The organism is Streptomyces sp. CA-250714, assembly GCF_050936705.1.
In the GTDB taxonomy this organism is placed as follows: Bacteria; Actinomycetota; Actinomycetes; order Streptomycetales; family Streptomycetaceae; genus Streptomyces.
Map to the genome: position 1 here is coordinate 421948 of NZ_JBNJMI010000002.1, position 12838 is coordinate 434785.

Annotated in this window: 12 protein-coding genes; 1 reads left to right on the forward strand and 11 read right to left on the reverse strand. The window is 71.9% G+C overall.

Features of this window, described 5'->3' with window-relative positions:
- The first annotated feature begins 125 nt into the window (after positions 1-125).
- A complete protein-coding gene (locus tag ACQEU8_RS20760) occupies positions 126-1019 on the forward strand; it encodes a hypothetical protein (protein ID WP_433103207.1) in 894 nt (297 codons plus the stop codon).
- Positions 1020-1607: 588 nt separating this feature from the next.
- Here the strand turns inward: ACQEU8_RS20760 and ACQEU8_RS20765 are convergent.
- The 11 genes from ACQEU8_RS20765 to ACQEU8_RS20815 all read right to left on the reverse strand — a co-directional run bounded on the left by ACQEU8_RS20765 (position 1608) and on the right by ACQEU8_RS20815 (position 12812).
- The gene (locus tag ACQEU8_RS20765; protein ID WP_433103209.1) at positions 1608-2657 is read right to left on the reverse strand and encodes an SAM-dependent methyltransferase; all 1050 of its coding nucleotides are present in this window, start codon (positions 2655-2657) and stop codon (positions 1608-1610) included.
- An 18-nt stretch (positions 2658-2675) separates the two neighbouring features.
- Positions 2676-3767, reverse strand: a complete 1092-nt coding sequence (locus tag ACQEU8_RS20770) for an NAD(P)/FAD-dependent oxidoreductase (RefSeq protein ID WP_433103211.1) — start codon at positions 3765-3767, stop codon at positions 2676-2678.
- Entirely contained in the window at positions 3764-4315 is a 552-nt protein-coding gene (locus ACQEU8_RS20775; RefSeq protein ID WP_433103213.1) for an isoprenylcysteine carboxyl methyltransferase family protein, read from the reverse strand. The genes ACQEU8_RS20770 and ACQEU8_RS20775 overlap by 4 nt, the downstream gene beginning before the upstream one ends.
- A gap of 218 nt (positions 4316-4533) precedes the next feature.
- Entirely contained in the window at positions 4534-5760 is a 1227-nt protein-coding gene (locus tag ACQEU8_RS20780; RefSeq protein ID WP_433103215.1) for a beta-ketoacyl-[acyl-carrier-protein] synthase family protein, read from the reverse strand.
- Positions 5747-6073, reverse strand: a complete 327-nt coding sequence (locus ACQEU8_RS20785) for an acyl carrier protein (protein WP_433103217.1) — start codon at positions 6071-6073, stop codon at positions 5747-5749. Before ACQEU8_RS20785 ends, ACQEU8_RS20780 begins: the two co-directional genes overlap by 14 nt.
- A 41-nt stretch (positions 6074-6114) precedes the next feature.
- Positions 6115-7242: a type III polyketide synthase gene (locus ACQEU8_RS20790; protein WP_433103219.1), complete on the reverse strand. Its 1128-nt coding sequence runs from the start codon at positions 7240-7242 to the stop codon at positions 6115-6117.
- 243 nt (positions 7243-7485) lie between these two features.
- The gene (locus ACQEU8_RS20795) at positions 7486-8286 is read right to left on the reverse strand and encodes a DeoR/GlpR family DNA-binding transcription regulator (protein WP_433103221.1); all 801 of its coding nucleotides are present in this window, start codon (positions 8284-8286) and stop codon (positions 7486-7488) included.
- A 47-nt stretch (positions 8287-8333) separates the two neighbouring features.
- On the reverse strand, positions 8334-9443 hold the full coding sequence (locus ACQEU8_RS20800; protein ID WP_433103223.1) for an NAD(P)-dependent alcohol dehydrogenase: 1110 nt from the start codon (positions 9441-9443) through the stop codon (positions 8334-8336).
- Positions 9440-10378 carry a carbohydrate ABC transporter permease gene (locus tag ACQEU8_RS20805; protein ID WP_433103225.1) on the reverse strand — a complete coding sequence of 313 codons (939 nt, stop codon included), beginning with the start codon at positions 10376-10378 and terminating at the stop codon, positions 9440-9442. The genes ACQEU8_RS20800 and ACQEU8_RS20805 overlap by 4 nt, the downstream gene beginning before the upstream one ends.
- Complete coding sequence (locus tag ACQEU8_RS20810; RefSeq protein WP_433103227.1) at positions 10375-11334, reverse strand: carbohydrate ABC transporter permease; 960 nt, start codon at positions 11332-11334, stop codon at positions 10375-10377. The genes ACQEU8_RS20805 and ACQEU8_RS20810 overlap by 4 nt, the downstream gene beginning before the upstream one ends.
- Positions 11335-11336: 2 nt before the next feature.
- Complete coding sequence (locus ACQEU8_RS20815; RefSeq protein WP_433103229.1) at positions 11337-12812, reverse strand: extracellular solute-binding protein; 1476 nt, start codon at positions 12810-12812, stop codon at positions 11337-11339.
- Positions 12813-12838 lie beyond the last annotated feature (26 nt).

Below are 12838 nucleotides of genomic sequence, written 5' to 3' on the forward strand. Positions count from 1 at the left end.
AGTGAGATTCCTTTCGCCTGCACTCCGCAGCACAGGAATCTCTCAGCCCCCCATTCCCGAACTTGCCGGTTCCACGGTACGGGGTGAGCGTCCTGAAATCGGTTCGAGCACAGAGGAGCCCACGCATGCCCACGTTTCGGAATGAAGTGAACGACCCCGCGCAGCCGGAGGAAACAGCCATTGAGGGCGTGGCGCACGGTGTGAATTCCATCGCCGTCTTCGCCAAGGGCGAGGCGGTCGGCCTCCGGGGAGATGGCAAATCCTGGCACGGCGTGACAGGAATCAGCACGAGCACGACGGGCGGGGCCGGAGTCAACGGCACGGGCAACGTCGGGGTCCAAGGCGTGGGCCAGACCTGGATCGGCGTCTACGGGGAGACCCTGGCACCGTCGACCGCCGGAGCTTCCGGCGTGCTGGGAGAGGGCAAGGACGGCGGGGACGGAGTGAAGGGCCACGCCAACGGCCCCGGAAAAGCGGCAGTCATCGGCGTCCACCTCTCCGGCAAAGGCCCCGGAGTTTTCGGAAAGGGCGCACCGGCGGGCTTTTTCGAGGGGAACGTGGAGGTCACGGGCGACCTCATCCTGACAGGAGGGGACGTGGCCGAGCAGTTCGACGTGGCCCGGTCACCTGACACTGTCGACGATGTCGCTCCGGGGACGGTCGTCGTCCTCGATGACGAGGGCGCTCTCGCGCCATGCACACAGGGCTACGACTCATGTGTAGCCGGTGTGGTCTCCGGTGCGGGCGACCGTGTGCCGGCGCTCGTTCTCGACCGGCACGGAGACGTACGCGAAGGCGCTCAGCGGCGGGAGATCGCTGTCGTGGGCAAGGTGTGGTGCCGGTCGGAGGCGTGCGACCGGCCCATCAGAGTCGGAGACCTGCTCACCACCTCCTCGACTCCTGGCCATGCGATGGCCGCGGTCGACCGCGACGCGGCCTTCGGCGCGGTTCTCGGGAAGGCGCTGACTCCGCTGGATTCGGGCACAGGTCTGGTGCTGGCCCTCGTCGGCTTGGCGTGATCCGCCGCCAAGGCCGCCGAACCCCTTCACAGCAGGGCTGCTGAACTCTCAGCGGAAAGGACACCAACATGCCTGGGCTGCGCATTGCCATTCACAGTGCTCGCGACAGAGGCGTGCTGCCCCAGTTCCGCCCGGACGGAAATGTTCGCATGATGGCACGCGCCCTCGACCTGAGGGCGCCCATCTCCATGAGATCCCTCATCGGACTGCTCGACAGTCTGCATTTCGACCGGCCCGAGGAAGAGCCACCACCGCCACCGGTGCCGGAATCACCGACCCCACCGCACATCACGGTACGGAGCGAAGGGTCCGGTGCCGGCGCTGTCTTCACCGTGGAGGGAGACGGGTTCGCGCCGGACCGCGACGTCAGAGTAAGAGTCGTGGACGATGACTTGCAGGAGACAAATTTTCACAAGAGCGCCGACTCAGCGGGGAAATTGACAGCAAGTCAGTCAATTCCCTGCGTATCTGGGCTCACGCTGCACTTCAGTGCGACGGATGGCCGAGTGGTCCCGCCCAGCGTTGATCTCACGGGATTCTTGTGGAGCAATACCTTCAATATTTCCTGCCCCTGAACGGGAGGTGCCCTCAGTCCCCGGCGGTGACCTGGTAGAGCCACTGACCGGGGATGCGGCGCAGTCGGGTCCGGCGGGGTGTGGTGAAGCCGGCCGCAGTGAGCCAGGCCAGCAGTTGCTCGTCGGTGTAGACGGCGGCGCCCGAGCTGAGGTGGAACAGCAGGCCGAGGCAGCTGGCGGTGGCAGTGGGCCGACGTCGCCGGGCCGGGGAGGCCAGCAGGTCCAGGACGGCGAGGGTGCCGCCGGGCCGCAGGGCGGCGTGCAGCCGCCGGAAGAGCGCGGCTGCCTCGTGCTCGCGCAGGTGGTGCACGAGGTTGAGGCAGAGCGCCATGTCGTATCCGCTGCCCAGGTCCGCCGTACGGACATCCTGCGCACGGTGCTGCACGAGATGTCCGTACCCCGCACCGGCGATGATGTCCCGGCCCACGGCCACACTGCCGGGCAGGTCGACGACGGTCGCCCGCAGCGGCGGGTGTCTGCGGCACAGCTCGGCGGCGAACCAGCCGTGCCCGCCTCCGACGTCCAGCACCCACCGTGCGCCCTTCGGCACATCCAGCGCCCTGACCAGCTCCGGTGCGCTGAAGCGGGCCAGTTCGTACTGCCCGGTGATGTACTCCCGCCAGTACGGGTCCGCTGCCGGCCGGGTGTGGTGGTCGGCCGGAGCGCCGCCCCTGGCGGTGTCGGAGAGCGAACTCCACCACGCCCAGTAGTCCTGGTGGCTGGCGACGAAGTGGCTGACGGAGGAAGGGGAGCCCGGCAGCAGCCAGCGCCGGGCCCGCCGGGTGGGCCGGTACCGCCCCCGGCGGAGCCGCACGTACCCCAACGCATGCAGGGACTCCAGCAACAGCCGGACCGTCTCCGGGCGCAGGGACAGCGCAGTCGCCAACTCCCCGGCGTCCGCGGGCCGTCGGGCCAGCTGCTCGACCAGGCCGAGCCGGGCCGAGGCGACCAGCACCCCGGACAGCGCCATGCCGCCCATCGACTCGAAGGCCGGCATCGGCGCGATCCGGCAGCGCAGGGCCAGCCGTTCCTGCCACGTCTCACCGTGCACCGCGATCCGCATGGGACCCTCCCTCTCTCCTCATCGGGCGAGTTGCCTCACGACGCCGCTGAAGAGCCCGGGCAGCGCGGTGCAACCGGGCAGCAGCAGGGGCCGCAGCGCGGTGCGTGAGGTGCCGGCGACCAGTGCCCGGGTCAGCAGCCGGGCGCTGCGGGTCAGTTGGTGCCACTGCCGCTCGTAGCGGTACGGGTCCTCGGCGAGCAGTGCCGCCACGGCCGCCTCGGCCTGGGCCAACGCCAGTCCCACCCCCTCGCCGGTGAGGGCGTCCTCATACCCGGCGGCATCCCCCACCAGCAGCACGCGCCCCATGACGCGCTGCCGTGGGTACTGCCGTAGCGGGCCTGCCCCGCGCACCGGGGAGGCCGCGACAGCCGGGGCGAGGCGGGCGGCCAGCTCGGGAAAGCAGCGCAGGAGCCCGGCGTAGGTGTCGGCCCCCGCGCGCACCGACCGACCGGCACGGCGTGGCCGATCGGGGCGGTAGAGCACCGCGACGCCCACCAGTTCCGGGCCGACGGGGGTCACATACGCCTCGGCTGCGGGCGCCCAGGTCACCTCCACGGCGTCCGTCCAGGGCGCCACCCGCCAGTGCCGGCGCACACCGAAACGGCGGCTGGATCCGTGCCGGACGGGGATGCCCAGCGCCCTGCGCACCGGCGAGTGCAGCCCGTCGGCCGCGACGAGCCAGCGTGCCCGTACGCCCGCCGCGCTGACGCCCTGTCCGTCCTGGGCGACCGCGGTCACCCGCGTCCTGGACCAGACGGCCCCCGCAGCGCGGGCCGCTGCCGTCAGCGCACTGTGCAACTCGGTGCGGCGGACGCCCAGTCCGGCCGGCGCCCCGGAGGTGTCTCCCTCGAATTCGGCCCGCGCCGACCGGCCGGCCAGGTCGCGGTACTCGATCCCGGCCAGCGGCATTCCGTGGGGCCGTACCCCCAGCGCGGCCAGCCGTCGTACGCCGCCGGGCAGCAGACCCTCGCCGCACGCCTTGTCCACCGGTGCGGCCCGGGGTTCGCAGATCAGCACGGACAGCCCCGCGCGAGCGGCGTGGACGGCGGTGGCCAGCCCCGCCGGGCCGCCACCGGCGACGAGCACGTCGCAGTCGAACGTACCGCTCACCGCGCGAGCTCCAGGGCGGCGTTCTCCACCCGGAGCCGCACCGTCAGCACCGCGGCGTTGACCACGGTGAAGGCCAGCGCGGTCAGCCAGGCCGAGTGGACCAGCGGGAGCGCGATCCCTTCGACGGCCACGACGAGGTAGTTCGGGTGGCGCAGCCATCTGTACGGGCCGCGGGTGCTCAGCGCCAGTCCGGGGACGACGATGACGCGGGTGTTCCAGCACGGCCCCAGCGACCTCACACACCACCAGCGCAGCACCTGTGCGACCGCTGTCACGGCCAACGCCGGCCACCCCAGAGCGGGTACGAACGGGCGGTCGCAGAGGCCGGTTTCGACGACCGCCCCGGCCAGCAGCCCGGCGTGCACCACGACCATGACCCGGTAGTGCCGCCGCCCGCGCTCCACCCCTCCCCTTGCACGGGCCCAGCGCGCGTGCCGCACCGAGACCAGCAGTTCCGCCAGCCGTTCCACGGCCACGCCGCACACGAGCGCGAGATGCCACGGAGCGACGAGGAACGCGGCGGAGCCCCCGTTCGCGACACCGGTCATGGCGTGGACCTCCTGACAGCACCGGTCATGGCGTGGACCTCCCGGCGGCAGGGGACGAGCAGCGTGCCAGGGCAGCGCCCGGGCGGGGGCGGTCAGCCGGTCGGCGGCATGGCACGCGAGGCCAGGCCGCGCGGTGCGGGCCCGTGCCGTGACCGCCGGTCCCGGGAGGCAGCGCTCCGGACGGTCGCGCTCCGGTGGAGCCGCGGTCGCAGTGCGACTCAGGCCGCCGTGAACAGCAGTGCCGCATTCTGGCCGCCGAAGCCGAACGAGCAGGTCAGCGCGGTCTGCGCGGCCACCGCACGCGGCCGGTGAACCACCAGGTCCACGCCCAGTTCCGGGTCCGCGTCGAAGATCTCCGCGGCCGGAGGCAGGCGCTGGTGTTGCAGAGCGAGCACCGTCGCGGCCGCCTCGATGGCGCCCGAGGCGCCCAGCGCGTGCCCGGTGAGGCCCTTGACCGCCACCACGGGCGGAGCCGCGTCGCCGAAGACCCGGTCCAGGACCGCGGCCTCCACCCGGTCCCCCTCCACCGTGCCCGTGCCGTGTGCGTTCACATGGCCCACCTCCCTGGCCGGGCAGCCCGCATCGGCCAGCGCCGCGCGCACCGCGTCCTCCGCACCCTGGCCCCGGGGATGGGGCGCGGTCGGATGGTGGGCGTCGGCGGAGGCGCCGTAGCCGCGCAACCAGGCGCGTACGGGTGCCTGCCGGCGCCGGGCGTGCGCCGCCGACTCCAGGACGAGGACGGCCGCGCCCTCGCCCAGGACGAAACCGTCCCGGTCGCGGGCGAACGCGCACGACGTCGGTCCCTCCCCGGAGGCGGCGGCGGACAGCACACCGAGTTGACCGAATCCGGTCGCGGTCATCGGGTCCCGTCCCGACTCGCTGCCGCCGGCGAGCACCACGTCGCAGCTGCCCGAGCGCACCAGGTCGCGGGCCACCCCGAGAGCTGTGGCGCCGGAGGCGCAGGCGCTGCTCGTCACGAAGTTGGGGCCGCGTACGCCCAGATCGATGGCGATCTCACCGGCGGCCATGTTGGGCACGCTGCGCGGCAGTGCGGCGGGCGAGACCCGGTGCGCATGGCCCCGCGCCAGGTGCGCGTACTCCTGCCCGTAGCCCTGGAGGCTGTTGCTCCCAACGCCCAGCACGACACCGACCCGCTCGGCGCGGGCGTCCGCCGGATCCAGCTCGGCGTCCACGACCGCCCGACGTGCGGCGACCAGCGCCAGTTGCGCGAAGCGGTGAAGCCGTCGGCTCAGGCGCCCACCGAGCTCCTTCTCCGGCTCGAACCCGGCGGCCTGGCAGGAGTAGCTGCACCGGAGCGCGGTAAGCAGCGGGTCGGGGGCTGCGGTGGGGCGCCCCGTGCACAGCCGGTCCCAGAACTCCCCCGGGCCGCCGCCTGCCGCCGTGACCAGCCCGAGTCCGGTGACGGCGACCTCAGTGCGGTGCATGCCGGCCTTCGGGGCGCGAGGGAGTGGACGACAGAGAGACCTCGGTGGCGGGCTCGGCGGCCTCGCGCACCGCCCTCTCCAGCGTCCGGGCGGCCTCGGCGAGTGTGGCGTCCTGGTCGATGTCGCGGAGGTCGGCGGGGCGTTCGAGCCCCAGGTCGTTCTCGACCGTCACGAGCAGTTCCAGCAGCGCCAGCGAGTCCACTTCCAGCTCCCGGAAGGTGCGCTCGGGAGAGATCTCCTCGGGGGCCACGGCGAGCTGCTCGGACAGGAGTGCGCGCAGCCGGTTCTCCAGCTCGGTGGGGCAGAGGGACATAGGCACCTTCTCTCGGTTGGGGTGAGCCGACAGCGCGTCCGTCACCAGCGCAGCAGCACCAGTTCACTGGCGAACCCGGGGCCCATCGCGGTGAGCAGGCCGGTGGCGCCGGGTGGCGGGGGCTCGGCCAGCGTCCGGCGGAGTACGTCGAGCACCGAGACGGAGGAGAGGTTGCCCTGATCGGCCAGGGAGCGCCGGGTGTTCGCCAGCGCGTCGGCCGGCAGCCCGAGCCCGCGCTCGACCGCCTCGATCACCTTCGGCCCACCGGGGTGGCAGACCCACGCCGCCACGTCCGTGGTCCGTAGCCCGTGCTCGGCGAGGAAGCCCTCCACATCGGCCGGAAGTTCGCGCTCGGCGAGCGCCGCCACGTCCGGCGAGAGGACGAACTCGAATCCGGTGGTGCCGATCTCCCACCCCATGACCGAGCTCGTCCCGGGGTAGAGCCTGCTGCGTGCCGCGAGCACCGCGGGGCCGGGGCGCTGCGGCTCCCGTTCGGCCCCGGTGGCGACGACGGCGGCGGCGCCGTCCCCGAACAGACTGATCGCCACCAGGTTCGCCGGCGCGGGGTCGCCGCGTTGCACGGTGAGCGAGCACAGTTCGACGGCCAACAGCACCGCGACCTGGTCCGGGTAGGCGCGTAGATGGTCGTGGAGCCGGGCCACACCGGCCGCGCCCGCCGCGCACCCCAGACCGAACAGCGGCAGCCGCTTGACGTCCTCCCGCAGTCCGAGCCGCCCCGCCAGCCGGGCTTCCAGCGAGGGGACGGCGAGACCGGTAACCGTCGTACTGACCACCAGATCGACTTCTTCCGGAGCCACCCCCGCCGCCTGCAGGGCCTCGCGGAATGCCTGTTCGCCCAGGTCGAGTGCGATGGTCTGCCACGCCTGGTTGGCCTCGGTGAACCCGGCGAGGTCCAGGTACTTCTCCAACGGCAGCGCCATGTTCCGCATGCCCACGCCCGCGTTCCGGGAGATCTGGGCGAGCATGCGGCGCGCTACGGGCAGCTCCTCCAGGCACACGTCCGCGAACGCCTCGGTGATCTCCGCCTGCGGATAGCGGTGCGGGGGTACGGCCAGTGCCGTCCCGGCGATCCGCGGTGCTCCCGCCGTCCGCGTGCGCACGGGGTACTGCGGCTCCAGGTCTTCACCGTCGTGGACGCTCGTGTGCATACGGCCTGGCCTCGGTAGGCAGTGGAATGCTGACCCCACCTTAGATATGACATATCCCGATTCGCGGATTTTCCCACCATTGACCGCGCGGCTCGCTGAATCGGAGGACCGCGCCCCGTCAGGGGCGTGGGGGAACTGCGCGACAAGCCATGGGGGTACCTCCCTGCTCGAAGAGCTTGGGGGACCACCCGCACCCCGCAAGCGACGGGCAGGGGCACCCCCTGACCGGAAGAACGGCGAGCCTCACCCCGGGCCGGCGTCGACGGTCTCCACAGCGACGCCGAGGGCACGCAGAGCGGCAAGCTCCTCAGCAGGTGTGGCGTCGTCGGTGACGACCCGTTGATAGAGCGCGGCGGTGCCGTAGGCATACGTGGCGGTCTTGCCGAACTTGGAGTGGTCGGCCAGCAGCAGGGCCGTACCGGCGGCGGCGAGCATGGCCTCCTTGACCTCGGCGTACGCACGCAGCGGGTGGAAGAGCCGGCCTTCCCGCACGGCAGTGGCCGACATCAGCGCCAGGTCGGCGTGGAGGCGGGCGAGCGCACGGATGACGTCAGGACCGGTGCAGGAGTTGAACTCGCCGTGGTAGTGGCCGCCGAGCAGGGTGACGGTCACCTCGGGTGCGGCACCGAGGCGCTGGGCGAGGCCGACGGAGTTGGTGACGACGGTGAGCTGATCGATCCCGGCCAGCATGTCGGCCAGCGGGAAGAGGGTGGTGGAGTCGTCGATCAGCAGCGTGCTGCCGGGCGTGATCCGGGTCGCCGCGGCGGCGCACATGGCGGTCTTGGTGGCGAGGTGCGTGCCCTCCCGGAAGCGGGTGGCGGTCTCCATGGTGAGGGCGGGGAAGGCCACGGCCCGCCCGCGCGCCTTTTGCAGCAGGTGGCGGGCGGCCAGGTCGTCGAGGTCCCGGTGCATGGTCATGAGGCTGACGTCGAACCGGGCGGCCAGGTCGTCGATACGGGTCTCACCGTGTTCGGCGACGAACTTCAGGACGTCCTGTCGGCGCTGCTCGACGGCGGCCTGGGACAGCCGTGGCCTGGCCGGCACGTGGCGCTCCTTCCCGTCCGCTCGCCGCTGCGACCGCTGGTTTGTCGTCAACTCGGCTGCGGACACACTAGGGGTTTGACCGTCGTACGGTCCCGGGCGGCGGCGGTGAGGGAGTCCTCCGCCGCCTCCAGCCCGTATCGGTGCGTGATCAGCCGGTCCAGCTCCACTTCGCCCGAGGCGGCCAGCGCGATGGCGGTCGGCCAGGTGTTGGCGTAGCGGAAGGTGCCGGTGACCTCGATCTCGAAGTTTTGCACATGGGCGAGCGGCAGCGGGATGGTGTCGCCGCCCATCCCGACCAGCACGGCCCGCCCCGCACGGCCCACCGCGCGGATCGCCTCCTCCGCGACGGCGGGGACACCGGAGCACTCCAGCAGGATGTCGGGCTCGTACCCGGTGTCGGCGAGCCGTGTGGAGCGGACGTCCACGGTGGCGGTGGCGCCCAACTGCCCGGCCAGGTCGAGGCGGTGGGGTGCGACGTCGGTGACGACGACCTCCGTGGCGCCGAAGGCGCGGGCGGTCTGCGCCGCGACCAGCCCGATGGGGCCGGCGCCTGTGACCAGGACGCGGGAGCCGGGGCCGACCCGGCCCTTGCGGGACGCCCACACCCCTACGGACAACGGTTCCAGCAGCGCCGCGGTCTCGGCGGTGAGCGGATCGGGCACGGGGTGGGCGAAGTCCTCGTCCACGGCGACGTATTCGCACAGGGCGCCGTCGACGGGCGGCGTGGCGTAGAAGGAGACGTCGGGGCACAGGTTGTAGCGGCCCCGGCGGCACTGGGCACAGCGGGCGCAGGGCACGCCCGGTTCGAGGGACACCAGTTGCCCGACCTGGTGGCGGGAGGTCTCCGGGCCGAGGGCGACCACTGTGCCGCCGGGCTCGTGGCCCAGCACCATGGGGGCGCGGACGACGAAGTCGCCGATCCTGCCGTGCTGGTAGTAGTGGACGTCGGAGCCGCAGATGCCGACCGCTTCGACGCGGACGAGGACCTGTCCGGGCCCTGGCCCGGGCACCGGGCGCTCCTGGATCTCCAGTTGCCCGGGGCCACGCAGGACGGCGGCCCGCATGGTGGCGGGGACGTGCGAGGGGAGGGCGGTGGCGGTTCCTGCAGTCAGGTTCCGATCGGTCGTGTTCCGAGCGGTCGTGTTCCGAGCGGTCATTCTCCGGTCACGGCTCCCATGGTCAGGCCGGTGACCAGCCACCGGCGTACGGCAAGGCCGACGAGCATCATCGGGACCACGACGACGGTTCCGATGGCGGTCAACTGCCCCCAGTCGATGCCGGTCTGGGTGACCAGCTGGCTGGCGGCGATGGGCAGGGTCTGGGTGTGCGGCCCGCCGAGCACGAGCGCGAAGGCGTAGTCGTTCCAGGAGAAGACCAGGCACAGCACGAAGGTGGTGACCAGGCCCGGGCGGGTCAGCGGCAGGATGACGTACCGGAACGCCTGCCAGGGGGTGCACCCCGCGACCTGCGCCGACTCCTCCAGGGACGGGGGCAGTTCGGCGAAGAAGGCGCTCAGCAGCCAGATCGCGAATGGCAGGTTGAAGCTGAGGTAGGCCAGAACGAGTCCCGGCACGGTGTCGATCAGCCCGAGGAAACGGAAGATCAGGAAGATCGGCAGGACGACGGCCGCGATCGGCGCCATCCGCGTGGAGATGATCCAGAACGACAGGTGCTGCTTGCCGCGCATCCGGGTGCGGGCCAGGCCGTAGCCGGCGAGCGCGCCCAGCGCGGTGGCCAGCAGCGCGGAGAGGCCGGCGGCCAGGATGCTGTGGTTGAGGTAGGGCCACAGGTTGTTGGCGCCGCTGAACAGCTTGCGGTAGTTGTCCAGCGTCGGGCTGAACCACACGTCCGGGGTGGGCGCGGTGACGGAGGCCGTCGGCTTGACGGAGGACAGCAGCATCCAGCCGAGCGGGACGAGCGTCCAGACCAGGGCGACGGCGACGGCCAGGCGTACGACGGTGCGAGAGGTGCGGGTGCCGCGTTCCAGCGGTCCCATGGCGGAGACGCGGGCACGGCTCGTGGGGCGGGCTCCCGTATCGGCGGCGGGGCGCGCGTCGGGGGCGGTTGCGGGGGCCGGGGCAGCGGTGGTCATCGGGCCGGCTCCTTCCGTTCGAGAAGGCGGACGAAGTAGCGGGCGACCACCGTGGTGACGGCCAGCATCAGCAGCCCGGTCACGGCCGCGTAGCCGAAGTCGAAGAAACGGAACGCGGTCTCGTACAACTTGACCGACGCCGTCTTGGTGGCATCCGCGGGACCGCCGCCTGTGGTGTTCCAGATGATGTCGAAGTACCGCAGCGCGTCCATCGAGCGGATCAGCAGCGCGACCAGCAGCACCGGGGCGATGGACGGCAGCACGATGTGGCGCAGCATGCGCGGCAGGCCCGCGCCGTCGAGGGACGCGGCCTCCAGCACCGAGGACGGTACGGAGGTCAGGCCCGCCAGCGCGATCAGGGTGACGAGCGGGGTCCACTCCCAGATGTCCATCAGGGTCACGGCGGCGAACGCGGTCGTCTTGTCGGCCATCACATCGCCGTGATAGCCCAACTGGCTCAGCAGCCAGCTGTACAGACCGAAGGTGGAGTCGGTGAGGAACCGGCCCAGCAGACCGACGATGACCGGCGCGACGAACATCGGGAGCAGCAGCAGGCTCAGCGCGGCGTTACGGCCGCGCCGCAGTCGCCACAGACATACGGCGAGCGCGGTCCCCAGCACCATTTCGCCGCCCACCGTGAGGACGAAGTACCCGGCCGTGCGCGCCCACGCCCAGGCCATGTCGGGGTCGCTGAACAGGCGCGTCCAGTTGTCCACGCCGACGCCTTCGAGGCGCAGGCCGCCCAGCAGGTGGACGCGGGCGAAGCTCATGGCGATCACTGCTGCGAGCGGCAGCAGCGACACCGCGGCGAGCAGCAGCAGCCCGGGCGCCATCATCCGCCCGGTGAAGCCGGGCAGCGGGTTGCGCGGGCGGTGAGCGGAGCCGCCGGGCCGGTGCGTACGGCGCGAGGCGTCCGGACGACCCGTCACATGGGCCTTTGCGGGAGTGGAGGACACGGTCAGTTCACCCACCCTCGGGCCGTGATGCGGTCGATACGTCCGGCGGCTGCCTTCATCGCCGCGGCGGGTGAGGCGTCACCGGCGAGCATGCCGGACAGCTGTGTGTAGATGGCGGTGTCGCACTCGCCCCACATCGGGATCTTCGGCCGCAGCCCGATGTTCGCGGTCTTCCAGGCTGCTGTGACCGCCTGGGCCGAGAGCATGTTGGGCATCTTCGAGGGCCGGCGCTCGGCCGCGACGACGCTCGGCAGCTCGTATACGGAAGTACGGGTCGGGGTGCCGCCGCCCACCTTGCTGGCCAGGTTGGAGACCTGGGTCTTGGGCGCGGTCGCCCAGTTCAGGAAGAGCCAGGCGGCCTGCTGTCGCCGGGCGGGGATGACGTCCGAGATGGCGATCCCGGTGCCGCCGTACATCCCGGCCGAACGGGCAGGGCCCTTCGGCAGCCTGGCGTAGCCGACCTTGCCGGGCAGGGCCGCCTCGTTGGAGGCGGCGTACTCGTGCCAGTTGGGGCACATCGCGATCCGGCCGGCCCGGAAGGCGGCGCCGAGCCCGTCCCAGTCCCAGGTGCGGGAGCCGGGGTCGGCGATGCGCAGCAGCCGGTGGTAGAACTCGGCACCCGCGATCGCCTCCTCGGAGCCCAGCAGGCACCGTCCGGGGTCGGTGGTGCCGAGCCGCCCGACCCGTGGACCGTCGGCGAAGTAGTCGCCGCCGTAGGCCCACAGCAGGTTGGAGAAGTCGCACATCAGCGAGTCGTGCTGCTTGGCCTGGTGGCCAGTGCCGTAACGCACCTCCCTCGCATGGGAGTTGAACCACTCGGCGATCGCGTAGTACTGCTCCCAGGTCGAGTTGTCGGACGGTGTCGGGTCGAAGCCGAGGTCGTCCGCCATGCGTGCGCCGTACTTGGCGAACAGGTCGGCACGGTACTGCCACACCATGGTGGGGCAGTCGTAGGGCAGCGCCAGCACCTTGCCGCGGTCCTCGAAGCGGCCCGCGGCGTCCAGATGCGTGGAGATGAAGTCCCCGAAGCCGCCGCCCGACAGCCGGGGCAGGGAGGAGTCCTCCTGGAAGCGGCGCAGATCGGCGAAGGCCGGCGCGTAGGGCGCCAGGACCAGATACGGGTCCGCGTAGATCACGTCGTACTCGCCGTTGCCGGAGGCGAAGTCGAGGGCGACCTTCTGCGCCAGCGCCGACAGTTCCAGCGTCACGATGTTGACGCGGATGCCGGTCAGCTCGGTGAACGGCTTCAGGTCGGCCGCGATCGCGGCGGTCGGGGCGGTGTTCTCGGAGATGAAGTTCAAGGTGGTGCCGGCGTACCGCTTCCAGGGCGTGGCGTCGGCGTCGAGAACCGCGTCCGGCCGACGACCCGCACAGGCGGTGAGCAGCCCCGCGGTCCCGGCCGCCGCGGCCCCTCGCAACACGGCGCGACGGCTCGGTCCCGGCGGCGCCGGTGGTCTGGCTGACAGGAGAAATGGCATGACAGTGCTTCCCTTGGGCCGGTTCG

Bases quoted from the DNA above. Each gene is read 5' to 3' on its own strand.
- ACQEU8_RS20785 (WP_433103217.1), bottom strand. From the start codon at position 6,073: ATGTCCCTCTGCCCCACCGAGCTGGAGAACCGGCTGCGCGCACTCCTG.
- ACQEU8_RS20800 (WP_433103223.1), bottom strand. From the start codon at position 9,443: ATGACCGCTCGGAACACGACCGCTCGGAACACGACCGATCGGAACCTG.
- ACQEU8_RS20765 (WP_433103209.1), bottom strand. From the start codon at position 2,657: ATGCGGATCGCGGTGCACGGTGAGACGTGGCAGGAACGGCTGGCCCTG.
- ACQEU8_RS20775 (WP_433103213.1), bottom strand. From the start codon at position 4,315: ATGACCGGTGTCGCGAACGGGGGCTCCGCCGCGTTCCTCGTCGCTCCG.
- ACQEU8_RS20760 (WP_433103207.1), top strand. From the start codon at position 126: ATGCCCACGTTTCGGAATGAAGTGAACGACCCCGCGCAGCCGGAGGAA.
- ACQEU8_RS20805 (WP_433103225.1), bottom strand. From the start codon at position 10,378: ATGACCACCGCTGCCCCGGCCCCCGCAACCGCCCCCGACGCGCGCCCC.
- ACQEU8_RS20815 (WP_433103229.1), bottom strand. From the start codon at position 12,812: ATGCCATTTCTCCTGTCAGCCAGACCACCGGCGCCGCCGGGACCGAGC.
- ACQEU8_RS20790 (WP_433103219.1), bottom strand. From the start codon at position 7,242: ATGCACACGAGCGTCCACGACGGTGAAGACCTGGAGCCGCAGTACCCC.
- ACQEU8_RS20780 (WP_433103215.1), bottom strand. From the start codon at position 5,760: ATGCACCGCACTGAGGTCGCCGTCACCGGACTCGGGCTGGTCACGGCG.